This window comes from Nostoc sp. (assembly GCF_036917275.1).
Taxonomy (GTDB): Bacteria; Cyanobacteriota; Cyanobacteriia; order Cyanobacteriales; family Nostocaceae; genus Nostoc.
Map to the genome: position 1 here is coordinate 119,277 of NZ_JBALDF010000028.1, position 24,083 is coordinate 143,359.

At 40.8% G+C, this 24,083-nt stretch carries 25 protein-coding genes and 1 pseudogene; 15 read left to right on the top strand and 11 right to left on the bottom strand.

The annotated features are described in order from the left end of the window. Nucleotides 1–114: 114 nt before the first annotated feature. Nucleotides 115–1,293 (bottom strand): sulfate adenylyltransferase, encoded by a 1,179-nt coding sequence (gene sat, locus V7K35_RS09740; RefSeq protein ID WP_335078404.1) that lies wholly within the window; start codon nucleotides 1,291–1,293, stop codon nucleotides 115–117. Between the two features lie 193 nt (nucleotides 1,294–1,486). On the opposite strand from sat, the gene V7K35_RS09745 reads away from it, so the two are divergent. From V7K35_RS09745 to V7K35_RS09765, 5 genes are all read left to right on the top strand, one after another. Beyond that, a complete protein-coding gene (locus V7K35_RS09745; RefSeq protein WP_335078405.1) occupies nucleotides 1,487–2,140 on the top strand; it encodes a Uma2 family endonuclease in 654 nt (217 codons plus the stop codon). A 124-nt stretch (nucleotides 2,141–2,264) separates the two neighbouring features. Then, nucleotides 2,265–2,534, top strand: coding sequence for a type II toxin-antitoxin system ParD family antitoxin (locus tag V7K35_RS09750; RefSeq protein WP_335078407.1), 270 nt, complete (start codon nucleotides 2,265–2,267; stop codon nucleotides 2,532–2,534). A 39-nt stretch (nucleotides 2,535–2,573) separates the two neighbouring features. Further along, nucleotides 2,574–2,999 carry an SMI1/KNR4 family protein gene (locus tag V7K35_RS09755; RefSeq protein WP_335078410.1) on the top strand — a complete coding sequence of 142 codons (426 nt, stop codon included), beginning with the start codon at nucleotides 2,574–2,576 and terminating at the stop codon, nucleotides 2,997–2,999. A 78-nt stretch (nucleotides 3,000–3,077) separates the two neighbouring features. Beyond that, entirely contained in the window at nucleotides 3,078–4,022 is a 945-nt protein-coding gene (locus V7K35_RS09760; RefSeq protein ID WP_335078412.1) for a hypothetical protein, read from the top strand. A gap of 5 nt (nucleotides 4,023–4,027) precedes the next feature. Next, the gene (locus V7K35_RS09765; protein WP_190896190.1) at nucleotides 4,028–4,297 is read left to right on the top strand and encodes a type II toxin-antitoxin system ParD family antitoxin; all 270 of its coding nucleotides are present in this window, start codon (nucleotides 4,028–4,030) and stop codon (nucleotides 4,295–4,297) included. Nucleotides 4,298–4,318: 21 nt separating this feature from the next. Here V7K35_RS09765 and V7K35_RS09770 read toward each other — a convergent pair whose 3' ends face one another. The 3 genes from V7K35_RS09770 to mnmA form a co-directional block, all read right to left on the bottom strand. Then, nucleotides 4,319–4,711, bottom strand: coding sequence for a hypothetical protein (locus V7K35_RS09770; RefSeq protein WP_335078414.1), 393 nt, complete (start codon nucleotides 4,709–4,711; stop codon nucleotides 4,319–4,321). After that, a complete protein-coding gene (locus V7K35_RS09775; RefSeq protein ID WP_335078416.1) occupies nucleotides 4,701–5,045 on the bottom strand; it encodes a hypothetical protein in 345 nt (114 codons plus the stop codon). Before V7K35_RS09775 ends, V7K35_RS09770 begins: the two co-directional genes overlap by 11 nt. Nucleotides 5,046–5,268: 223 nt before the next feature. Continuing rightward, nucleotides 5,269–6,324 carry a tRNA 2-thiouridine(34) synthase MnmA gene (mnmA, locus tag V7K35_RS09780; RefSeq protein ID WP_335078418.1) on the bottom strand — a complete coding sequence of 352 codons (1,056 nt, stop codon included), beginning with the start codon at nucleotides 6,322–6,324 and terminating at the stop codon, nucleotides 5,269–5,271. A 242-nt stretch (nucleotides 6,325–6,566) separates the two neighbouring features. Here mnmA and V7K35_RS09785 point away from each other — a divergent pair, with 242 nt between their 5' ends. Beyond that, nucleotides 6,567–7,430 (top strand): hypothetical protein, encoded by an 864-nt coding sequence (locus V7K35_RS09785; protein ID WP_335078420.1) that lies wholly within the window; start codon nucleotides 6,567–6,569, stop codon nucleotides 7,428–7,430. A gap of 27 nt (nucleotides 7,431–7,457) precedes the next feature. Here V7K35_RS09785 and V7K35_RS09790 read toward each other — a convergent pair whose 3' ends face one another. Further along, nucleotides 7,458–7,685 carry a hypothetical protein gene (locus V7K35_RS09790; protein ID WP_334793596.1) on the bottom strand — a complete coding sequence of 76 codons (228 nt, stop codon included), beginning with the start codon at nucleotides 7,683–7,685 and terminating at the stop codon, nucleotides 7,458–7,460. Between the two features lie 209 nt (nucleotides 7,686–7,894). Next, nucleotides 7,895–8,164: a hypothetical protein gene (locus V7K35_RS09795; RefSeq protein WP_335078422.1), complete on the bottom strand. Its 270-nt coding sequence runs from the start codon at nucleotides 8,162–8,164 to the stop codon at nucleotides 7,895–7,897. 372 nt (nucleotides 8,165–8,536) lie between these two features. Here V7K35_RS09795 and V7K35_RS09800 point away from each other — a divergent pair, with 372 nt between their 5' ends. Together V7K35_RS09800 and V7K35_RS09805 are read left to right on the top strand one after the other, a co-directional pair. Beyond that, complete coding sequence (locus tag V7K35_RS09800) at nucleotides 8,537–10,912, top strand: AAA family ATPase (protein WP_335078424.1); 2,376 nt, start codon at nucleotides 8,537–8,539, stop codon at nucleotides 10,910–10,912. 155 nt (nucleotides 10,913–11,067) lie between these two features. Continuing rightward, nucleotides 11,068–11,610, top strand: a complete 543-nt coding sequence (locus V7K35_RS09805; RefSeq protein ID WP_335078426.1) for a Uma2 family endonuclease — start codon at nucleotides 11,068–11,070, stop codon at nucleotides 11,608–11,610. A gap of 52 nt (nucleotides 11,611–11,662) precedes the next feature. On the opposite strand, the gene V7K35_RS09810 is transcribed toward V7K35_RS09805, so the two are convergent. After that, a complete protein-coding gene (locus tag V7K35_RS09810; RefSeq protein WP_335078428.1) occupies nucleotides 11,663–12,001 on the bottom strand; it encodes a hypothetical protein in 339 nt (112 codons plus the stop codon). A 419-nt stretch (nucleotides 12,002–12,420) separates the two neighbouring features. Here V7K35_RS09810 and V7K35_RS09815 point away from each other — a divergent pair, with 419 nt between their 5' ends. Both V7K35_RS09815 and V7K35_RS09820 read left to right on the top strand, forming a co-directional pair. Then, nucleotides 12,421–14,343 carry a serine/threonine-protein kinase gene (locus tag V7K35_RS09815; RefSeq protein WP_335078430.1) on the top strand — a complete coding sequence of 641 codons (1,923 nt, stop codon included), beginning with the start codon at nucleotides 12,421–12,423 and terminating at the stop codon, nucleotides 14,341–14,343. Between the two features lie 69 nt (nucleotides 14,344–14,412). Continuing rightward, nucleotides 14,413–15,156, top strand: a complete 744-nt coding sequence (locus tag V7K35_RS09820) for a DUF561 domain-containing protein (protein WP_335078432.1) — start codon at nucleotides 14,413–14,415, stop codon at nucleotides 15,154–15,156. 102 nt (nucleotides 15,157–15,258) lie between these two features. Here the strand turns inward: V7K35_RS09820 and V7K35_RS09825 are convergent, their stop codons facing one another. Further along, nucleotides 15,259–16,407, bottom strand: coding sequence for a DegT/DnrJ/EryC1/StrS family aminotransferase (locus V7K35_RS09825; RefSeq protein WP_335078435.1), 1,149 nt, complete (start codon nucleotides 16,405–16,407; stop codon nucleotides 15,259–15,261). Nucleotides 16,408–16,734: 327 nt separating this feature from the next. Here V7K35_RS09825 and V7K35_RS09830 point away from each other — a divergent pair, with 327 nt between their 5' ends. Continuing rightward, entirely contained in the window at nucleotides 16,735–17,511 is a 777-nt protein-coding gene (locus V7K35_RS09830; RefSeq protein ID WP_335078438.1) for an ABC transporter permease, read from the top strand. 553 nt (nucleotides 17,512–18,064) lie between these two features. On the opposite strand, the gene V7K35_RS09835 is transcribed toward V7K35_RS09830, so the two are convergent. After that, entirely contained in the window at nucleotides 18,065–19,813 is a 1,749-nt protein-coding gene (locus V7K35_RS09835) for a hypothetical protein (RefSeq protein ID WP_335078440.1), read from the bottom strand. Nucleotides 19,814–19,866: 53 nt separating this feature from the next. On the opposite strand from V7K35_RS09835, the gene V7K35_RS09840 reads away from it, so the two are divergent. From V7K35_RS09840 to V7K35_RS09850, 3 genes are all read left to right on the top strand, one after another. Continuing rightward, nucleotides 19,867–20,031: a hypothetical protein gene (locus V7K35_RS09840; RefSeq protein ID WP_334793747.1), complete on the top strand. Its 165-nt coding sequence runs from the start codon at nucleotides 19,867–19,869 to the stop codon at nucleotides 20,029–20,031. A gap of 428 nt (nucleotides 20,032–20,459) precedes the next feature. Then, nucleotides 20,460–21,686 carry a succinate--CoA ligase subunit beta gene (locus tag V7K35_RS09845; protein WP_334793748.1) on the top strand — a complete coding sequence of 409 codons (1,227 nt, stop codon included), beginning with the start codon at nucleotides 20,460–20,462 and terminating at the stop codon, nucleotides 21,684–21,686. A 297-nt stretch (nucleotides 21,687–21,983) separates the two neighbouring features. Next, complete coding sequence (locus tag V7K35_RS09850) at nucleotides 21,984–22,865, top strand: succinate--CoA ligase subunit alpha (RefSeq protein WP_334793749.1); 882 nt, start codon at nucleotides 21,984–21,986, stop codon at nucleotides 22,863–22,865. Between the two features lie 38 nt (nucleotides 22,866–22,903). On the opposite strand, the gene V7K35_RS09855 is transcribed toward V7K35_RS09850, so the two are convergent. Further along, complete coding sequence (locus V7K35_RS09855; RefSeq protein WP_335078442.1) at nucleotides 22,904–23,155, bottom strand: hypothetical protein; 252 nt, start codon at nucleotides 23,153–23,155, stop codon at nucleotides 22,904–22,906. Nucleotides 23,156–23,164: 9 nt separating this feature from the next. Between V7K35_RS09855 and V7K35_RS09860 the strand changes: the two genes are divergently transcribed. Then, a complete protein-coding gene (locus V7K35_RS09860; RefSeq protein ID WP_335078444.1) occupies nucleotides 23,165–23,845 on the top strand; it encodes a RibD family protein in 681 nt (226 codons plus the stop codon). A 94-nt stretch (nucleotides 23,846–23,939) separates the two neighbouring features. On the opposite strand, the pseudogene V7K35_RS09865 reads toward V7K35_RS09860, so the two are convergent. Then, nucleotides 23,940–24,083 (bottom strand): annotated as a pseudogene (locus V7K35_RS09865) (photosystem II q(b) protein); the annotation flags it as partial.

Consider the following 24,083-nt stretch of genomic DNA (forward strand, 5'->3'; position numbering starts at 1 on the left):
TACAGTTTATGCTGTTTGCTTGTTGATAAAAGTGTGGGAAGTGGGGATAAGGGGACAAGAGGAGTAAGGGAAAAAAATTAATAACCAATGACTAATGCCCCAATGCCCAATGCCCTAGACAGGTACTTCTATCTGCATTGCCCGTGCCAACTCTGCCGCCACCTCTGGACGGGAAAACTCTGGTGGAGGTAACTCACCGCGCCGCAGCATTTCCCGGACTTTTGTCCCCGATAAATGAATGCGTTCCTCTGGCTTGCTGGGACTGGTTTTAGATGTTGCCATCTGCTTAGTACGCAGGCAGTAGAAAGCGTGTTCAAATTTCATCGGCACAATGCCCAATTCAGTTGGCTCAAACTCGTCAAAAATGTATTGAGCATCGTAAGTGCCGTAATAGTCACCGACGCCAGCATGATCCCGTCCGACAATAAAGTGAGTACAGCCGTAGTTTTTGCGGACTAAAGCATGGAATATTGCTTCACGAGGCCCAGCATAGCGCATTGCGGCTGGATTAATTGCCAAAACCACCCGGTCATCAGGGTAGTAGTGTTCTAGCAAAATTTCATAGCAGCGCATTCGCACGTCGGCGGCAATGTCATCATCTTTTGTAGCCCCTACCAATGGGTGCAAAAAGAGCGCATCTACTGTTTCCAACGCGCACTTTTGAATATATTCATGAGCGCGATGAATGGGGTTGCGAGTTTGGAAACCAACAATGGTTTTCCAGCCATTTTCTCGAAACATTTGCCGCGAGGCAGGCGGATCAATTTGATAGGTGGGAAACTGGGGATGAGGTTCGCGTTGCAGTAGCCAAATATCGCCAGCAAGATGTATTAAACCTTGGTTATAGAGTACCTGTACACCTGGATGATTGGCATCATCAGTGCGGTAGACCTTTATTGCTTCGCGGGTTTTGTCGTAGTGGTATTTTTGCGTGAGTTCCAAAACCCCGATAAACCGACCGGCGGGATTATCCAGACGGAGCAAGTCGCCTTCTTTCAGGCGAGAAGCGACTTCTTCGCTTACTGATAGTGTAATCGGGATTGACCACACAAGACCGTTAGCTAGTCGCATTTCTGTAACAGTGCGATCGTAGTCTTCCTGGTTCATAAAACCCGTCAGTGGACTAAAAGCACCGATCGCAATCATTTCTAGATCAGAAACGGCGCGATCGTCAAGTTGCACTCGCGGCAAAAAGTCAGCTTTTGAGAGAAACTCTGCTCTTTGTTCTGGTGTGGCGATGCGGTTAACCAACTGTCCACCGTGGGGGGCTATGGCATCTGGATTGTGACTCAACGTAATCCCCTCTTTGTATTAACTGTTATTGTTTCAGATTATGTACTAACTTATCAAATGCTGGTACTGAGATATAAATAGTTTGGGGAATGGAAGAAAATTTTGCAACTGGCCTGTAAGCGATTTGATTAGGTTACGCTAAAGCTAATCCAGCCTCAAGTTTCAGAATAGTTCCTGTATAAGGAAAATGCTTATGACTGCTGTATCCCCCGTTGTTAAACCTGTTAGCAAAATGCGGCTAGCGCCTGGTAGTACAGTGAATGTCCAGGATATAAGTTGGGAGGAATTTGAATCTATTTTGCAAGAACTGGGGGAAAAGCGATCGCTACGAGTTGCTTACAGCAAGTCTACGTTAGAAATTATGGTTCCTCTACCCGAACACGAAAAATCAAAGGACTTAATTTCGGATATTGTAAAAATCTTGCTGAAGATTGCAGGGAAAAGTTATGAACCCTTCGGTTCAACCACCTTTAAGCGGGAAAATATAGCAGGGGTAGAACCAGATGCTTGCTTCTACATCCAGAATTACCAAAGAATGATTGGTCGTCGCAAACTAGAACCAAACGATCCGCCTCCTGATTTGGCAATTGAAACAGATGTGACATCAAAAACAACTCTTGATGCATACGTTGCGATCGCTGTTCCAGAATTATGGATTTACGATAGTAAAAAGCTGAGAATTTATTTACTCAGAGATGGACATTACATCGAATCTGATCACAGTCCTAACTTTCCAAATATCCCTTTAACTCAAATTATTGCCGCTACAGTTGAAAGAGCTTGGCAAGTAGGAACCGTACAAGCTTTGAAAGAGTTTGAAGGAGCATTAGATAGAAGTAGTTTTTGATAGAGAGTATGTAGATTTAGTTCGCCGCAGGTATCGCTTTTACTCATTGAGTCTGGTATGGCAATAAATGGCATAAATTGCCATAAAATAATATTATGAAGGAAAAATTAGGGAAGTAGTACCAGTGAAAAGTATAAATATATCTCTTCCTGATGCGATGCGGACTTATATAGAAGAGAAAGTGGCGACTGGTGGCTACAGCAGTGTCAGTGAATATTTCCGTGAGTTAGTGCGCCAAGACCAAAAGCGTCAAGCAGCTGAACGTTTGGAAACGATGCTTTTACAAGGTCTAAATTCTGGGAATGCAACTGAGATGACTCCTGACGATTGGGAAGATATACGCCAAGCTGTGCGGGAAAGAATTGCCAAGCATAAAGGGTCAAACCAAGCTTAATGAGCGACGTAAGCAAACGACCGCAAGTCAATAATGTTTATGACAGGAATTAAAGAAAATTTAAAGCGAATTTGGGATTGCTTGGTAATAAAAGCACCTGAAATTACCTCATTACTTCAACCAGGATTAAAGCCTGAAGAAATTGATGAGATAACAAAAGATTTACCTTTTAAATTACCAGAAGAAGTTTATGAAATTTATCAATGGCGAAATGGTTTGTTAAAAGGAGTTGATCTGTATGGTTGGAAATCTAGGGAATCATTTATTGATTTTAATTCTTTACAAGCTACAATCCAACATCTTAAAAAAATAATTATAGCTGGTCAGCCTATTTATTTTATAATAATTTTCTCCTTGGCGCATGAAAACGGAGGAGATTTTTTTAGTGTTCCTATTGGTCGAGAGATATCTTTTGTTATTATTTTGTATGATGATGATGACTTTCTTGAATCTGTTGATTATTAGAAAGAATTTGTACCCAAGTTAAAGAGCAATTTAATTGAAAGCGTAAACTCTTCAGCAGAATTCATTTTAAAAGATGATTTGTTTAAAATCCGAAAATATTACAAAAATCTGAGAAATTTTATTGCAGAAATAGCAGATTGTTGTGAACAAGGATTTAATAGGTTAGAAATAAATGAATATGGTTCTATTTCTGTTTATCTAAATAAAGAAAAGTGTAATTTGATTCATTACAGACATAGAGCCGCAAAAAAAAATATATACTGTTTAACGTTAGAACAAGAAGGACAACTTTCTGAAAAAAAGCAAAGTTGGCTAGATGTAATCAATACCCCTTTAAACCATCAAAAAGCCGCTAAAATTATTCGAGAATTATATACGTATGCAGGAGAAGAGATACCAGATGTAGTTTTTGTACCTAGTTTTTACACTGCACATCTAGGAATACTAAAAAAATCTGATTTTTTAGAACACAATCAAAACACTTATCTTGCTGAAAAGCTAAAATCTTTATATTGGGATTTGTTACTAATTCCTTTTGATTGTCTTTTGGCACAACCTGTAATTACTTCTGTTTTAACTTCTTTAATATCTGAATTGTTTGATTCTTTAAACAATTTGATAGAAGATGATTTGAGACTTGAGCTAACAAATTTTTTTCAATATGAAGTAATTCCTATTTTTCAAAAACTAATTAAATTATTATATTCTGGAATTAAGTATGACTTAAAAGATGCTTTAGGAGATAATTTTATTGGAGATCATCTTAGGTATAAGTATATTTTGGGTAATGAAGACTTTATTAGTTCAGCAGCACTATTTGAATTTGCTCATATTTTGGGAGTGAACTTTGACGAACAAAAGTTAAATTTGTTTGTTTCATACTGTCGAGAAATATGGTGTATTATTCCTTTTGATAAAACTATTATAGTTTGTGAAAAGCCTCAAATAACATGGCGAGAAAACTTTTTACCGAATATCATACAACAACCTGATATCACTTTCCCAGATGGTTATAGCATTTAGAAAGTATGAAAAGTATAAATATATCTCTCCCTGACGCGATGCGGACTTATATAGAAGAGAAAGTGGCGACTGGTGGCTACAGCAGTGTCAGTGAATATTTTCGTGAGTTAGTGCGCCAAGACCAAAAGCGTCAAGCGGCTGAACGTTTGGAAACGATGCTTTTAGAAGGTCTAAATTCTGGGAATGCAACTGAGATGACTCCTGACGATTGGGAAGATATACGCCAAGCTGTGCGGGAAAGAATTGCCAAGCATAAAGGGTCAAACCAAGGTTAATAAGTAATAATTTTAATCACTCTAAAACTGCAAATATTCCAACAGTAGTAACCGCAAGTAATCCAACGTTCTAATATAACTCTTTATCTGTTCATAATTGCCATTGCTGCCAAAATAACAACTCGCAATCTGAGGTACATTTAAAACTTGCATAACTTGTAATTGCTCAATTGCCTGGGCTGGATTGACAATTTGACCTGTGGATTGAATTTGACTTGCATAACCTCTGAGATTTACTGTTAAAAGTTCAAGTTCTTCTAAAAGTGAAAAATCTTCATCTTCTGGTGGAAACTGAATAGAAATTTCTTGTCGTTCGCCACGTGCATTTTGATAAGTATTAGTCAACTGTACTAATAATTGACTAATATTTTTCTTAATTAATTCTTGCTGATTTAAAATTGCTTTAGTCATCATTGACTCCATAAGTAACTATCTTTTCAGTACCATATTGATCGGGTCTGACAATCAGATATTCATTGCTTTTACGATATACAGCTGAACTATCTCCACGATATCCAGTTTTCGGAACTCTAATCGCTCCTTTTTTATTAAAGTTATGAGCCTTGCGTAGATACTTTAATGGGTCAATTCCTTTTCTATTAGCATGGTCTAAGATACTCTGGGCAACACTCGTGTAGGTGGCAGCATCCCACTCACTTATATAGTTTTGAATCTCTGCCACCTCTGCTGAGGTATAGCTTTCTAATAACTGTATCAAAAACTGGTCAGAGATAGGTTCTTCCGACATATATCCAATTTTAAAATAAAAATACCCCTCCTTACAAGTTAGGAAGGGTGGTTCTGCTTTATGCAAAAACAGGGTAAGAGTTATTATTAGACCTCTTGCATAAGTCGAATAGACCCCCCTTAATCCCCCCTTATAAAGAGGGGGAAACTTTAAATCTTGCCCCCTCCCCTTATGAAGGGGAGGGTTGGGGAGGGGTGATTCAAGGATTTTTGCAAGAGGTCTATTAACTAAATTGTTCAATAATTCCGCCACCTAACACTTTTTCTCCGTCGTACCACACCGCCGCTTGTCCGGGGGTGATGCTGATTTGGGGTTCATCAAACACCAAACGCACACGGGAGTTTTCCAACGGAATCACTGTCACTGGTGTAGCCGTTGAACGATAGCGAATTTGCACTTCGGCATGAATTGGGGTGGATGGTTCGGCAATAGAAACCCAATTTACTCTATTTACAGTGCATTCTGGCTGAGTTACTTTTGTGCGATCGCCTACTACTACTTTATTATTTTCCGCATCTAATTCAATCACATATAGCGGTTCGGCAGCAGCAATTCCCAAGCCTTTGCGCTGGCCAATGGTGTAATGATGGACACCATCATGCTGTCCCAAAACTTTGCCTGTGACATCAACAATATCGCCTGTTTTGGGAGCTAAATATTTATCCAAAAATGCCCGCATGGAACCGTTACTTTCCACTAAGCATAAGTCTTGACTTTCTGGTTTGTCAGCAGTTTTCAGTCCGTATTCAGTCGCAATCCGGCGGGTGTCAGTTTTTTCTAATTCACCCAGAGGGAATATAGTTGCAGCAAGCAAATCTTGAGACAAATCATAGAGAAAGTATGACTGGTCTTTGTTACGGTCAACAGCCCTTAATAATTGGTAACGTCCAGTTGCTTCGTCATAGCTAATTCGGGCATAATGACCAGTGGCAATGCGATCGCATCCCAGTTGTTCATGGGCATACTGCACCATTGGCCCAAACTTCACCGTTTTATTGCACTGAGAACAAGGTAAAGGTGTGATCCCGGCACTGTAACCAGTCACCAGGTAATCGACAATATGCGTCTGAAAGAGATCCCGAATATCCACAATCTGATGGGGAACGCCCAACTGTTCACAGATATCAGCCGCGTCTATCATACCTTCAGAGCAACATTGACCTTTGCCTTTCATTAGCCAAAGAGTCAAACCAATCACTTCATAGCCCTGATGGTGCAGGATAGCTGCGGCGGTGGAACTGTCAACGCCACCAGAAAGACCAACGACGACTTTTTTCATACAAACACGACACGATATGCGTGGTTATACCATTGTAGCACACACTCTTCAAAGCCTTGCTACCAAAGCACTTCAGTTTTTCAAAGCCTTTCTCTTTTTAGAATAAAGAAATGGAAGTGAGGTCAGAGTGTATTGTATAGAAAAGAGAAGCGCTATAGTTGCTACAACGTGAACTAATTAGTTCCTGATGGAAATTGCCTAGAAATATTTTGACTACTTTCTAACTACTTATGTCGAGAGGAATGCCAAGTCAATTTATCCCATTTCAGATGCTGCACCGAAATTCTGAGGGTTGGAAACCCACTATTAGACTTCTCTGGTTGTTAGTGGGAGGATGGTTAGTGCTGATTCCCAACTCTACCCCAGCACAAGCACAAATCCACAACAAGATGGTACTGGCTCAAGAAGCAGGTGAAACTTTACCACCACCACCAATTCCCTTTGGTCAACAGCCATCACCGCAGTTACAATTAGTACAAGACAATCAATTTGAGCAGGATTTTCAGCCCTCTCAACCATTACAGAACAATCAATTTGAACAGAATTTTCAGCCCTCTCAACCTGCACAGTTTAGTCAATATAACCAGAACTTTGAGCGCTACTCAGTTTACGTTGATAGTAGTGATTTCCAGACGCTACAAGCAATCCGTCGGATTGAACCCAGTGCTTACATTCGTTACTATCAAGGACGGAATGTAATTCAGTCAGGAGTTTTTAACAAAGTATCTAACGCCCAACAACGCGTCAATGAGCTACAGTCACGAGGCATTTCTAATGTACGGATCAGCTCCGCTAACGGACAGGAAATATATGGAGGCAATAGAGGCGATCGCAGTAATATAAATGCTTCCAGACAAGCCTCTAGATATTATGTCGTCATTCCCACCACTCAACAAGAATTACCTGCGATCGCAGCAAAAATTAGGCAGAATCTAGGCCCATATAGTCAAGATTTAGGACGATCTGGCGCAGTCCTCGAAAGGACGCAACCACGAGGGCCACACGTAGCAATAGGGCCTTTCCCTGAGCGATTCCAAGCTCAGGAATGGAATAAATACCTGCGAAATATAGGATATGGTAATGCCAGGGTTTACTACGGAAAATAAATAAGTTAGTAGTGATTCCCTCGATTCTTAACGCAGGGATTCAAGAATTATTGCTGTTGTAATTAAACACAACAGGATAATTCCTAGTGGAAGCAAAAACTGTTGTAAAAGGTACAGCAGTATGGGGATGATTTGTAAGATACCTAAACCACTGGATAAAACGTAGGCGATCGCAATCCCAAATAGCACCAACAAGAAATATTTCAAAGATTTAGAAGCAAAGCGAAATAGAAGCGTATCCTGATTTGTGTCCATAATTTTAGTTACGAAAGTAGCTGGATTTTTAGCAGTGAATATTCTTTTTAATTTCCCATTTTCTTTCTATTTCAAAAAGGAAGTAATGGGAAATCATACCTAGTATGAAAATTAATTTTATAGCAACAGCCAAGGTGGTTAGAACATTAACAGATGATAAAACTTAGACACAAAAAGTCTTTTCACCCAGTCCCCAGTCCCTTGCTATACTAGTGAATAATTGCCTGATTGGGTAAATTATTAAAAGACTGTTGTTGCCTTTGCGGCTCGTTTTGCTTTTCATAGTTAGCTAATAGTTGGAAAAAAATAAACAAGCTCAACAACAGCAGCAAAAATGAGCCTAAACCAGAGGGATACTTATTTATTTCTCGCTCAACACCGCATTTGAGGCAAACATATCTATTGGGATTACCTGTATCTTGAGCAAAGGGGCAGTGATTTTGATTGCAATCATGATAACAATCTTTGTCTAACATCATTGAACCTCCTGTAGGGTAAAGACTTACATATTTACTTGTAAATACGCTCTACAGAATCTAATTAGTTAATAGCTACTGCCTATTTAGTAGACACCACATGAATCATTAATATGAGAGAGGAACAAATAATATCTGTGATTTACTAAGTTTGCAGTAGTAGCGCTCTCTAAATCTCTCCTCAACCACCTTTTCTTGGCGCTTAACTTAACTTCGCCTGTATTAATTACAATAGTAATACAGCCCAGAATGCTTTGCAGTCGGACAAAGTGAGTTCCCTACCGAGTAGGAAAAAGTATTTTGTAGTATGAAGGGTAGGAAGAAGTAGTAAAAATATGGTTATAATAAATTACAAATGATACATCAAGCTAGCAAATGGGTGCAGAAGAAGCCTTAGAGTTTGTAGATAACTTGGTTTTTCTCAAGACGGGAGAACACTTAGATAAAACTCAAAGGATTATCTTTCGTCATTTGTGGGAGGATGAAAAGCGGACTTATCAGGATATTGCCAATAGCCGTGGTTACACTGAAGCGCATTTAAAAGCAGTTGGCGCAGAACTTTGGCATTTACTGTCAAAAGTTATAGGAGAGAAAGTCTCAAAATCTACCTTCCAAGGCGTGGTTCAGGGGTTTAAAACAACCCAACAGTCGCAACAAATCTCCCAGATTCCCAATTTAGCAGGCTATGACGCTAAACCCCAAGATTTAGATTCTAACTTTGTAGGGCGCGATCGCCAAATAGCCGATCTCCATGCCCTTGTGAATCGGGGAGCAAAAGTTATTCTCATCCAGGGTGAAGGCGGCGTTGGTAAAACCACCTTAGCACGTAAGTATTTTAAAACTCAAAAGTTTAATTTTGTACTGGAACTATGGATGGCGACAGAAATCCAAAACCTCACTCCTGTAGAGAGTGTGGTTGAGGAATGGCTGCGGCGATACTTTAAGGAAGAACCGGGATGTGACTTTGGTATCAGCTTAGAACGACTACGGCGCAAACTCCGAGAACAAACTTCTAAAATTGGGGTATTTATCGATAATCTAGAAACTGCTCTCGATAAAAATGGCAAGATTCTCGAATCTCGTCGCCCTTATGTTGAGCTATTGAGACTATTAGCAGATCAAGATGTGCATTCAGTTACTTTAGTAACGAGTCGTGAGCGTTTGCGGGAGTCAAGTGTAGAGGTTCATCTCTACCCACTGGAAGGTTTAGATGATCAAGCGTGGCGACAGTTTTTCAGCCGTCGCCACATCAATTGTGATTCTACTATTCTCAGTGAAATGTGCAAAGCTTGTGGAGGTAACGCCAAAGCAATGCAAATTCTCCGAGGAGCAATATTGACAGATTTTTCTGGTGACATACATGCATATTGGCAGGAAAACTGTACAAATTTATTAATAGAAAGAGAGTTAAAAGATTTAGTCGCCAGTCAATTTACCCGTCTCCAAGAAAATGACTTAGAAGCTTATCGTCTCCTGTGTCGTTTAGGATGTTATCGTTATCAAGATATTACTTCATTACCTATTGAGGGAGTTTTATGTTTGCTTTGGGATGTACCAGAACAAAAACGTAGAGGTGTAATTAAAGCTCTGCAAGATTTGTCTTTAATAGAAGCTAAAAAAGGACAATACTGGCTGCATCCTGTAATTCGTGATGAAGCGATTAGTAGGTTAAGGTTAATCAGTGAAGAATGGGAATTAGTAAACCGAAAAGCCGCAGAATTCTGGACGCAACGAGTTGCAGCCGTAAAAAATATTACAGATGCTTTAACCGCTTTAGAGGCTTATTATCACTATGTAGAAATTAGTGATTTTGAACAAGCTGGTGATGTAATTTTACAAGGAAGAGGTGAACAGTGGAGTATAGGGTTGCCTTTGGGTTGCTCGTTTTACCAACTGGGACTGCTCCAGAAAAATTTCTCTGTCATTAAACGGATAATAGATGATATAAGATCGCCAGAAAGACTAATTAAACTTTACAATATACTTGGGTATACATATCGAATTATTGGGTGTATTAGAGAAGCGATAGAATGCTATGAGAAATCAGGAAAAGTATTGGGTGAATTAGATGTTAAAACAAAAATATCTATTTTGTTCAATACAGGGCTTTGCAAACTTGAATTATGGGAAATAGAAGCAGCCGAAGATTGTTTTAATTCTGTTTGTAGCCTTGCTGAGAAAAATAGCAATCTTGATGATTACATGGCATATGCTCAATGCTGTCTTGCTTTGATAAAATCACACTCTGGTAGCAGAGAAGATGCCTTGAATCTTGCTGAAAATGCCTTTTGTGCCATGTCATCATCAACTAGAGTGACTTTATGGGGAATAGGGCATAGTTTAGTAACTCTTTGCTTAACTTATAAAAATTTAGGTAATTTAAGAAAATCCTTTGAGTTGTGCCAACGAGCTATATTCAATTCTGAACAAAACAATTTTACCCAGATTAAAGCTAAAGCTATTAGTTGTATGGCTGAACTTTTTCGAGAAGAAGGAGAATTTCCTAGAGCAATTTTTCATCATTCAGAAGCAATAGAAATTCTTGATAAAATAGGTGCTAAATCAGACTTAGCTGAAGCTTATTATCAGTTGGCATTGACTCATAAAAAAATAGGTGAAGTTGAGCAGAGTAGGGAAAGTTTTGTGCAAGCGATGTCTGCGACGGGCTACGCCTACGCACTTTTTGATGAAATGCAAGCACCTAGGCAAGTTGAGAAAGTTCAAACAGCAATGGAGTGTTTTGAAAAATAGGCAATAATATTCGATACTGCTTAATACAGCAGAATATAGGAAGTCTTTGGAGTGACTGGTTTGGCGATGGCTAGAGAATTTATGGGGCGATCGCTCCTGGAGGGGTCTATTGTCTCCATAATATAAATACAGGGCGTGTGATAATTAGAGGTTTTATGTCCCTAACGCTTGAAGACTTAGAAAAAATGCAGCAACAGCATCCTGACTATCGCATGGAACTAGTTAAGGGTAATATTATTGTTTCGAGTCCATCAGGATACGAATCAGATGAAGTCGCAGCCGAAATGATAGCCCAGTTACGTAACTGGGTTAGACCGCGCCAACTGGGACGAACAGCAGCTTCTAGCGCTGGTTTCAGATTGCCAAATTCAGATTTACGCGCACCGGATGCCTCATTTGTCTTAGCCGAACGCTTGCGTCGCAGTCCCAAGTCTTTTGCTCAATTGGCTCCCGATTTGACTGTAGAAGTGAAGTCCCCTAGCGATAATTTACAGGATCTCAGAGCCAAAATTCAAGAATTTCTGAGTTTGGGAACTAAGGTAGGAATTTTGCTCAATCCAGATGAGCGGATTGTTGAAGTTTACAACTTTGGACAAGAGGCAATAATACTTCGTGATGGCGATATTTTAACAGTTCCCGAACTGCTTCCAGGATGGGAAGTACCAATTGCAGATTTGTGGCCTCCAGAGTTTGACTAGGATAGTGGTAAAAGACCCTACAGACGTAGATGGATGGAACTAGAATATCGGGTTAGCTATATAATCTTTTAACCTTCAGGAGTTTAAAAACTACCGAATAGGGACGTGTTTTAGAATTTAAAAGCTTGCGATCGTTTTCTGCAAGATAATATCGCTCTGGGGTAATTCTTGGTTCTTCAAATTCGTTCACAGAAAAACCTGCTGCCTTGAAAACTTTCCAGTAGTCGGAAAGAGGACGGTGAAACCAGATAAATGGTGTTGTAAAATGGTTCCAAGGTTCGTCGTTGCATTGTGTTATTTCAAAGTAAGAAGAAGCCCAACCATAACAAACTGTCCCATCCTCATTTACAGTCGTCGAGTTGCCTTGGGGAAAGCAAGGATGTGAAAACACAAGGATTGCAATACCACTAGGCTATTATCCCAGAATTCAAGTATTTGTTTCTCCTCAAACTTTGCCACTATTTCTTCAGTCATGTGTTCCTCCTGAAAGGTATAACTTAATTATTTTCGCATAGGCATTTACTGAATTTTATGACGTATAGTGGCGCTATGCTGCATTTAAGTAGGTAGGCGTTAAAAAATATAACTACATTAAGAAATATAAATTGCTTAAAAGCTTATATTCAATGCGTTTCTTGTGCTTTACATAAGTTTACGTAGTTTGGTTTAATTGTGCCTATTTACTTAATACTTAGCTGAATTAGCACAATAAGCTCCAAAAGCAAAATTTTACAACATAGCGATCAGAAATACTTTGGGATGCACAGGAAGTATTTATCATAGATTACAACGGGTGATAGATGCCTAACTATGAGCTACTGCCTCAATCTCAGTTGCATGAAGCCCCTCAACCCTAATGGCATAAATTTTTGTCAAAGTTGCGGGACAAGATTACTACCACGGCTACGAAATCGCTACCACATTATTCAACCACTGGGAGGCGGCGGATTTGGCAGAACTTTTTTGGCAGAGGATGAAGACAAGCTCAAAGAGCATTGTGTAGTTAAGCAGCTAGCACCCCAAGTCCAAGGAAGTACTGCTTTGCGTAAGGCTACGGAATTATTTCAAGAAGAAGCACGGCGTCTCCAACAGCTAGGAGAACATCCTCAAATTCCCACTTTGTATGCTTATTTTGAGCAGGATAACTATTTATATTTGGTGCAGCAGTTAATTAAAGGGCAAACTTTAGGGCAGGAGTTACGACAACAAGGAATTTTCAGTGAAGACAAGATTTGGCAAGTTTTGAGTGAATTATTACCTGTTTTGAAGTTTGTCCACGAACATCAGGTAATTCACCGTGACATTAAGCCAGAAAATATTATCCGTCGCCAAAGCGATTGCAAGTTAGTGCTGATTGATTTTGGCGTTGCCAAGCAGTTAACTACAAATTCTTTGGATAATACAGGCACGAGTATTGGTTCCTATGGCTATGCGCCAATTGAACAAATGAAACTGCGTCGCGCTTATGCGGCTAGCGATTTATTCAGTTTGGGTGTGACTTGCTTTCATCTGTTAACAAGAATTAACCCCTCTGAACTCTGGGCTGAAGAGGGCTACGGCTGGGTAACACACTGGCAGCAACACGTGAGGTTGCCAATATCTGCATCCTTAAAAAATGTACTAGATAAGCTGTTACAAAAAAATATCGAGGAGCGTTACCAGTCAGCCGATGAAGTCCTCCTAGATTTGGATTCAAGGTTACAGCCACTATCAATGGACTACTATAGACCCCCATCTACTTTACTCGCCACTGTTGCACCGCCAAAAATCCAGTGGAAAAGTAAACTGCTAGTGGGGGGTGCTGTTGTGCTACTGGGGTTAGGGGGATATATGTATTTACGAAGCTTGGCGTCTATCCGAACTCTAACTGGGTATTTAGGCGAAGTTAATTCCCTGGCTGTGAACTCTAACTCTTTAAGTCATAACTTTGCCAGTGGCAGCGATGACAAAACTGTCAAAATTTGGAACATCGAAAGTGGTGATGAAATTCGTACTCTTACCGGGCATTCCGACTTGGTTTATGCTGTTGCCATCAGTTCAGATGGAAAGACTGTTGTCAGTGGCAGCAAGGATAAAACTATCAAAGTCTGGAATTTAAATACTGGTAAGGAAAGCCGCACTTTAAATGGTCATAAAGGCTTTGTTAATTCTGTTGCTATCAGCCCGGATGGTGAGACTATTGTCAGTGGTAGTTATGACAAAACCATCAAAGTCTGGAATTTGAATACTGGTAAGGAAATACGTACTCTTACAGGGCATTCCGGGGAAGTTTTATCCGTTGCTATCAGCCCGGATGGTAAAACTATTGTCAGTGGCAGTAAGGATAAAACTATTAAAGTCTGGAATTTGAATACTGGTAAGGAAATACGTACTCTTACAGGGCATTTAGGCGATGTGAATGACGTTGTAATTAGCCAAGATGGTCAGATGTTAGCTAGTGCTAGCGATGACAAAACCATCAAAGTGTGGAAAATGGACACGGGCACGGAAATACGCACTATTATAGGGCATTTAGCTGATGTAAATGCGATCGCCTTCAGCCCAAATGGGGAATACATTGCTAGTGCTAGTGATGACAAGACTGTAAAAGTCTGGCAACTGAACACGGGAGAGGCAATATACACCTTTAATGGACATTCAGCCGAAGTTTATGCGATCGCTTTCAGTGCGGATGGCAAAACTTTGATTAGTGGCGGTAAGGATAAAACTATCAAGATTTGGCAACTGCCATAGTAATTTAGTCCCTCATCAACTGAGGGACGGTAGAATATACCTAATTTTCATAGCTTCAAAAGCCCAATTATGACGATGCATTTTCCACTCCAACGTGCATTTACTAACCGCCGCGTTCTGAAAGTGATCAGCGGCTTAAATAACTTCGACGCCGCTAGCGTCGCTGCGACTGTCAAAGCTGCTGAATTTGGCGGTGCTACTTTTGTCGATATTGCCGCTGATCCAGCCTTGGTACAGCTAGCTAAAAGTTTGACAAAATTACCAATTTGTGTATCAGCAGTAGAACCAGAAAAATTTGTGCAAGCTGTGGCAGCTGGTGCTGATTTAATTGAAATCGGGAATTTCGATTCCTTCTATGCCCAAGGACGCCGCTTTGAGGCTCCAGAAGTGCTAGCGCTGACTAAGCAAACCCGCGCTCTCTTCCCAGAAATCACCCTATCTGTCACCGTTCCCCACATTTTGGAACTAGATCAACAGGTACAGTTAGCAGAAGAACTGGTGAAAGCTGGAGCGGACATTATCCAAACCGAAGGCGGTACTAGCAGTAACCCAGTTCACCCTGGAACTTTAGGATTAATTGAAAAAGCTGCTCCCACTTTGGCAGCAGCTTTTGAGATTTCCCGTGTGGTGTCAGTGCCAGTATTGTGTGCTTCAGGCATTTCTAACGTTACCGCACCATTAGCGATCGCTGCTGGTGCTGCTGGTGTTGGTGTTGGTTCCGCCATCAACCAACTCAATAGCGAAGTAGCCATGATTGCCGCTGTGCGTGGCTTAGTGGAAGCCTTAGCGACTGCAAATGTAGTAATGAAATGAGTTAGGAGTTATGAGTTGAAGAAACTTATTCATTCAAAACTCCAAACTTCAAACTTTTAATTCCAAACTCCTGTAGAGACGCGATTAATCGCGTCTCTAATCCTAACTCATAACTTCTTTCAACGCATAAATCACCTGGTCTTGCTGCTGTTCTGTCAGTTCTGGGAACATAGGTAAGGATATGACTTCATGGCAAGCTTGCTCTGCTATTGCTAAGTCCCCAATTTGATAACCCAGACTTTGATAAACTGGCTGCAAATGTAAAGGGTGGGGGTAGTAAATCATTGAACTCACACCCTGCTCTTGCAATTGACTACGCACCCAATCTCGATATTTGGCGCTAGAACCATTTCGCCCTTCGCCTGATATGCGAACAGTGTATTGATTCCATACCCCAATACCCCCAGGTAATTCTTGGGGCGGGACGATCCCCGGAACTTGACTAAGGAAGTGATAGTAATAATTGGCAATATCTCGCCGCCGATCATTCCAAATATCTAAATAACGCAGCTTAATCTGCAATATAGCGGCTTGGAGAGCATCCAAGCGACTATTTACACCGATTTTCTCGTGTAAATATCGAACTTTACTACCATGATCCCGTAATATTCGCAGTTTAGTAGCGATCGCTGGGTCATTAGTCGTTATTGCCCCGCCATCGCCGCAACCACCAAGATTTTTGGTAGGGTAGAAACTAAAGCAACCAATATGTCCAATGCTTCCTACTTTTTGATCAGCCCAAATCGCCCCTGTAGACTGAGCGCAATCTTCAATTATTGACAAATTGTGAGACTGAGCGATCGCCATCAATGATGTCATATCCACAGGTTGTCCAAATAGGTGAACTGGGATAATCGCTTTAGTTTTGGGTGTAATCGCCGCCGCGACTTGCTCCACATCCAAATTAAACGTAGTAGCGTCAATATCAACGAAAACAGGCTTTGCACCCACGGCGCTAATCACTTCAGATGTCGCAATAAAGGTAAAAGGCGTTGTAATCACTTCATCGCCTGCACCAATTTCTAAGACTCGTAATGCTAAGTAGAGCGCATCAGTACCAGAATTACAAGCCACACATTCAGTAACAGTATTATAAACAGCAAACTGTTGCTCAAAGCCTTCGACTAAGGGGCCGCCAATATAGCGGCCAGAAGCCAGAACCTCTAATACAGCTGCACTTACTTCTGCTTCGATGGTGGTGTATTGCTGCTTAATATCAAAGGCAGGGATGGGATTTACACTTTGGATCATGAGTTCTCATTTTATCGGGAGATACAAAGGATGCACTTCGAGAGTCAATTTTTGCTGATTGAATTATTAATCAAAGAGGAGCTACTAAAAGACTATCGTCCAAGATACGCATCTATTAGGGTTTTTACTTAAATTGTGGGTCGGTAAACTACCGCACATTTAATTTACAGATAGTAGATATACTAGGTGTTTGCCATGTTTTGGTCGTACCATTTTGAATTTTGAATTGATGAAAGTGATATATATCAACCAAGATCCAACACATCGGATCAAAGTTCCAGGCGTGTGGGCTGCTTTGATAACAAAATACCAGGAGATAGAAAACCCATGCAGGATCTGATCAAGCTGGATTTCGTGGATTTAGCTATTGCTGTGGGATTGATGGCGATCGCCATTGGTTTATCTGCGTGGGAAAAATTAGGATTAGAGTTTAACTTAGCCCTTGCGACTGGGAGAACCATCTTACAACTACTTGTATTGGGATACATTTTAGATTTCATCTTGGCTTTAGACAATGCTTGGGCAGTTTTAGCGCTATTAGCAATAATGCTGACAATTACGGCGATTGTCGCACGAAATCGCATCAGCCAAAAAATTCCTTATGTGTTACCTTTGGTGTGGGGTGCAATTTTAATTAGTACCGCCCTGACAGTGCTTTACACCAACTTCTTGATCATTCAACCAGAAAGATGGTATGAACCACAGTATATAATTCCCCTAGCAGGGATAGTCTTAGGTAATGCTACCAATGCAGCTGCGTTAGCAGGCGATCGTCTTGTCAGCACCATTAATTCCAGCCATCTCGAAATAGAAACCCATTTGAGCTTAGGCGCAACTCCAGAGCAAGCAGTTAGCCAGTACCGCAAAGACGCCATCAGAGCCGGATTGATTCCCACTCTCAATCAAATGATCCTCATAGGTATGGTGGCAATACCAGGAATTACCACCGGACAGTTATTAGCTGGTGTCAAACCTCTGGATGCTGTATCTTACGAAATTTTAATTATATTTATGGTTGCTTTCGCTAACTTGTTGACAACAGTTTTACTTACTAGAGGGTTGTCTCGTCAATTTTTTAATTCCGCCGCGCAGTTAATAAGGTGAAGCGATTAATCTACATCCAAGAGTATTTTATTATCTTGCCCTGGCAGATCAAGAGCAATCAATAGCGCTCGGTTCAGTTGAGCGATCGCTTCTTCAGAAAGCCTTCCCCACAAACGCAATCAGCGCAATTTTGAGAGTACCCGAATCTGATCTGTGATTGCGATAAAATCATTCGCCAAGGGCGATCGCAATTGATAGTCTTTAAATAATTATCATAGTTTAATATTGTTTCTAACGGCAAAATATGGCAATTTGGAAAGTTGATTGTTAATGTATTTACTCGGAATAAAAATTTATATGTAATTCAAGATTTAGACAAATTATTTGCTGCGGTGAATTATATTTTTCAAGAATGTGAGTTAAAAATACAAAAACAATAACATCATGTATTATCCTGATAAAATTAAGGCTACGCCAACGCCTACGCAGCAGCCACTGGGGTATAGCAACAGATCCCCGACAACTTTTACGAAGTCAGGGATATTGTTTATCACGAATTACCGCATATATTCTTAACTCCTCACTCCTAACTCCTAACTCCTAACTTTTATACTTACCCGCCCAAAGTCCGCGTATAAATTACCTGACCTTGAGAATCGTAGAGGAAAAGGGACAAGTTTGCATTGTCACTAATTATAGCTAAAGCTTCCCGTAAGATTTGCAAGTGATTGGTAACATTAACAGCAGTATTAGAATTTTCAGAATAAGGATTAGCCAAATTATTTTGCCTTATTTGGTCATACTCAGGGGTTAACCGGACAATAATTCTTGTATTGTCTATGCTAAATGTGCAAATCCGAATTCCATTAATACAGGTTTTATCCAAATCAGTGCGGGTTTGTTGCAAACTACTAACAACTTGTAGTTTTTCTTGTGCTTGTTTGAGGGCTATTGAATAGGGTTCGATGAGAGACTGAGCCTGAGTGTAGTACAAGCTATCTTGGGAAACTTTTTTAGCAGTTTGCAAAGCCTGATCCCAGTATGTCGCTGCTGCTTGCCATTGGTTTTGTTGTTCATAAACTTTGCCTTGCTTGGCGGTGCTAACGGCTTGTTGGTAGGTTCTAGCAGCTAATTGTTCTTTAGTAGCGCGATCGCGTGCCGCTACTAGTTTAGGTTTATAATCTACCAACAGCTTTTCGGCTTCTTGGTATCCAGGGCTAGTTATGGGAATGCTATTTAAGGCATTAATGGCTACCAGCCAAGTAGACTGAACCTTTTGCCAGTCATTCAAAGATTTAGCAGTAGCTTCCCGATTCTTGGCTGCATTAGCTACAGCTTTTGCTGCTGTTATTTTTTTCAGCCATTTTTCCTCAGTAAATATCTGCTGATTTACAGCCTGCAAACGGAGACGATAATCAAATAATTTCCCTTGCGCTAGCCCATAGAGTTCATTATCGGAACTTATAGCTTCTAGTGGTGCTATAGCCTGTTGCCATAAATGTTGCCTACTTTGTAATTCCTTTAAGCTACTTGCAGGAGTTTGAACTTTTTGTGTCGCCAAAGATGCAGTCTGCAAAGCCTTGATCACCTGGTTGATTTTTTTTGACTGTCCAGACAAACTTGCTTTTAGTTCTTCTGACATCTGGAAACGGGGCGACCAACTAGGAATTGCATTCAGGGCTGCACTGGCTGTTGTAAGCTGCTGTTGTACAGCTACTAATTCTTTTTCAGACTTAGCGCGGCGCATCAGTTGCGGAGATTTTGTTTTTAATTGCTCGGCGTTTTGTATTTCTTTACACTCAGACATTACACAAGGGCGAGTCAAAAAGTAAGTACCACCGCCTAAGACTACAATTCCTACCAAAGCTGCACCCAGTAAGATAAGTTTGATTTGAGATGCTGGCTTTGAAACCGGCAAATTCGGCGCATCTGCAAACGGGTCAAACGGTTTCTCTTCCTCAATCTCATCGAGTGATGAAGAATGGGTCAAAGATGATGAAGAAATGGCAGAAAAGTATTGCCCCCCGGCTTCGCCATCTCTCTCATCTTCCCATCCTCCCCTCTGCTTCAGGGGTAGAAAAGATTTGGCATAAGGAAGTGGTTCACCAAAAACTCTGAGGAAACATTGCACTCGCTGCTCACTGTTAGGTGCTATAGACTGAAGTACTTTCTCAAGGACTGCAAAGATTATCTGAGCGTCAACTATTACATCTGATTCATGTTGCGTTAAAATCATTAATCCGTCTTTATTGACGGCACACTTAACCTCGAAGACATCAGCCGTTGAGACTTCTACAAGTAATTGTTCCTGCAAAGTTTTGGCTAAAAGCTGTAAATCTTCCTGCTGGACTGCTACTTTCATAGAGCTTTCCCGCTGAACTTCTATATTGTTTTGATTATCTTTAAGAAGATGAAATGAACTTTTTAGATTTGTTGAATGCAAATGCACAGTTTAACCAACCACAGCCTGAAAATCTGAACGACCAACTTTCTAACACAAATTTTAACTTTTCACCAAAAATTCAAAGAGGAGCAATTGTTCGCATCACTACATTTTCACAGCACTTGATGCAAAATTAAATAATCTCTCTTCAGATATAAATTACAAATAAAAAATGGGAATAATAGATTTTTTGAGTATTTCCACCGCATTATTTCGTGACAATTAAATTCACCGGAGCTACTGCTGTGCAAAATTCTAGTTGCACAGTTGTGACAAATTTATCCAAAGGTCAAGGAAACGATGTGATATCAGAGGGTTTTGACAGAAATGGTAGTTATCTTCTATGCTGGGAAACTTACTGAGGAGATTAATTTCATGTTGTGGCTCTGGCACAAACAGGTTGGCTATCAAAATTAATGTGCCTCATTTGCTGAATTCGATAAAATTGATCCGTGAAAAATAAATTTTTATAGCTGCCAAAAGCTTAATTCTGCAATAAAGATGCTGCAAAATATTAAGACAGCACTAACTAAAGACTGGAAAAGTGTCAATACAAGGTGTATCAATGGATTTATTAGAGTATCAAGTTAAAGAATGGTTTGGAAAAATAGGCATTCCTGTATTGCCTTCGCAACGAATTGACCATCCTACAGATTTGAAACGTTTAAAAATTCGCTTTCCAATTGTACTGAAATCTCAAGTACATGGAGCAGAACGGGCAAAAGCAGGTGGAGTCAGGTTTGCCGAAACGACTATCGATGCGATAGCAGCTGCTCAAAATATCTTTAGTTTACCAATATGGGGCGAATTGCCAGAAGTTGTGCTGGCAGAATCCCAATACGACGCTAACCAGGAATTTTATCTAGCGGTGGTTTTAGATACTGCTGTTTGCCGACCGGTACTTTTAGGTTGCAAAGAAGCAAACATAGATTGGGAATCCGCTGGGGAAAAAATGCACTATGTTGTTGTAGAACAAGAATTCTCGCCATTTTATGCCCGACGATTGGCTTTGAAAATGGGTTTGCAGGGAACGCTGATGCAGTCAGTAAGCAGCGTTGTAGAGAAAATGTACCAGTTATTTGTGCAAAAAGACCTGGATTTAGTCGAAATTAATCCCTTGGCAGTCAGTGCTACTAGTCAAGTTATGGCTCTTAATGGTAAAGTCAGGGTCAACGAACGGGCGATCAAACGTCATCCCGATCTTGCCGAGATGGCGGCAAAAATTATCAGCCGTCATACCAGTACTGAAATAAATGGTATCTTGGGTGACTGGGATGGTGTGAAAATGCATGGAAAAATTGGTATTTTAGGTAATGGTACTGGTTCAGTGATGGCAACTTTGGATTTAGTCGCTAATGCTGGTGGTAATCCAGGTGTTTGTTTAAATCTACGTCATGCTTTCCTGACAGATACGACACCAACTACCTTCTGCGATCGCCTAGAGATAGGTCTGAAAATCCTGGAGGCTGACAAAAGCATTCAAGTAATACTAATTAACTTTCTGGGTAGCATTCCTCTAACTGAGGAAGTGGCTGAAGTTATAGCCAGAGTTGTGCGGCAAGACAACAGCGAACTTCAATCACAGGTTGTACACTCTAATGGTAGTAAAAGTCGGCGAGAGCGGAATTTTTCACCCTTAGTTGTTCGTCTTGCTGGTTCTGAATTCAATGCTGCTAGACAATATTTAGCAACACTAAAAACCCACAACGACGCGCTTGTTGTGGTAGAAAATTTAGATGAGGCAGTAGCGGCAGCAATTCGTCTTGCTAAACCAACGGCTCATAAGAAATAGTGAGTGTCATTTTGTGACAATTCAAAAATCATAAATTATTAATTTTTACCGCAGGGTATAAATTTTTGAATTTGATGCTGAAAATAAGTACAGCTTTGCTTCCTGGGACTAAATTATATAGTGCATTCAAACTGAATATTCTTAGCTAGAGGCAGGTTTTCCGATTTTTGGAACACTCAGTCTCAAGACTAGTTTTTGTAATTTCAGTAAAAATAGAATCAATACGACACTGAAAATATGTCGTTTTTATGCCCAGTAATTCAAGGGACTGGGTTGCCAAACTTACAGTAATTTTTTATGAACCTAACGCCAGACAGCAAAGTGTTAATTCAAGGCTTTTGTGAATTTATATCAGGCACTCATGTTGCTCAAATGCAAGCTTATGGCACGAATTTAGTAGCCGGTGTCAATCCTGGATGTGGCGGACAGGAACTGCATGGATTGCCAGTATTTGATTTAGTAGAGGAGGTAATAGAACAATTTGGGGCAATTGACACGACAATTATCTGTGTAGATCCTTACGACGTGCTAGATGCGGCATTAGAGGCGATCGCATCTCATATTGGCCAGATCATTATTATTACCGCTGGCGTGCCGCCTTTGGATATGGTGCAATTACTCCGCAAAGCCGAGGCATGTGAAACTTTGGTAATCGGGCCCAACAGTCCTGGGATCATTGTGCCGGGAAAAATTCTTTTGGGTACTCAACCTAGCGAGTTTTATACTCCTGGAACAGTGGGGATCGTTAGTCGTAGCAGCACCCTCACCTACGAAGTTGCTTATGAATTAACAAAAGCCGGTTTGGGGCAGTCGATTAGTGTCAGTATTGGTAGTGATGCGATCGTCGGTTCTTCCTTTCTCCAATGGCTACAAATTCTCGATGAGGATGAAACTACACAGGCGATCGTTTTAGTCGGTCAACCTGGTGGTGGTAGTGAAGAAGCAGCAGCCCGGTACATTGCTGAGGCAATTGATAAACCAGTAATTGCATACATTGCAGGTAGACAAGCGCCACCAGGAAAGAGTTGGCGTCAAACTGGGACTTTAGCAACGGTTATCGGACGCGATCCTAATTTTGGCACAGCCCAAAGTAAATTAGCTGCTTTAAAAGAAGCACAAGTTCCAGTAGCTGAACGTCCTTCTCAGATTCCAGAATTATTAAGAAAGGAGATTAATTGATCTGCTTCCTAGCGTACTTGTAAAGTTGTGCTGGGGACTCACAATTTGTCATTCAGTTTTCTCCTCGTTAAAAGTTCGCCTAAAGCGCATCGCTCCACAAGTCCATCACCTGAAGGGCTATAGTTCTGGAAAATATCTTTTTTAGAAGTGGGTGTTGCCATGTAGTAGGTTCTCGCCACGCTTCTAGAATCGTTCGTTAATGTCACCTCATCAATTGGCGGATGTGCGGTAGGTGAATTGATTGGATGAATCAAAGGATTCAAAAAGGTAAAATTACAAAAAACCGTCATAACGTAATCATGTCAGCTATCGAAACAACTGTAGTTCTTGCAATGACGGCCGATGGAAAGATTAGTGCCGTAGATCCTCAAGCACCCCGTAATTCAGATGCAGCTGATCAAGCACACTTGGAGTATCAAGTCTCACTTGTTGATTTAATCCTGGTAGGAGCAGGGACAATTCGGGCTGAAGGAGTCAGCTATACAATTCGCAATCCCGAACTGTTGGCAGCACGTAAAGTTCGAGGTCAGTCTCCCCAGCCTATTACCTGCGTTGTCTCAGGTTCCCTTGACTTATCGCTGGACTTGCCTTTTTTAAGCCAGGACATTGAGCGATGGATATTTACGACACGGACTGGTTTGGAGCGCAATTCTGATGCAACAACCTTGCTAAAACTGGCTGAATTAATTGATTTAGGAGATACAGACCTGGACTGGGATCGAGCCTACAGCTTGATGGCAGAGCGGGGTATTCACAAGGTCGTGGCTTTGGGAGGCGGCTCTTTAACAGCTGCTCTAGTAAAGGCAGGGCGAATTGACGATTGGTGGTTGACAATTTGGCCTGTCATTTATGGAGGAAAGCACGCCCCTAGCCCAGTGGAGGGAGAGGGTTTTGTTCCCAATGCTGCTCCTCATCTCCAACTCATCGAAACTCGTCAGGTTGGAAGTGAGTTGTTTTTGCACTACCGCACACTCAACTAAGAATGCGCTGCCAGATTAAGCACTATTATCGTTGATACTAAAAAGCGCCCCCCTTTTCGGGAGAGCGCTTTTTAATTTAGCTAAACTTTACTATTTAACCGTTGATAGCAGGAGCGGTAAGAGCTACAGGAGCAAAGTCACCTGCTGCCAAATCTAAGGGGAAATTGTGAGCGTTGCGCTCGTGCATTACTTCCATACCCAGGTTAGCCCGGTTGATTACATCTGCCCAAGTTGCAAT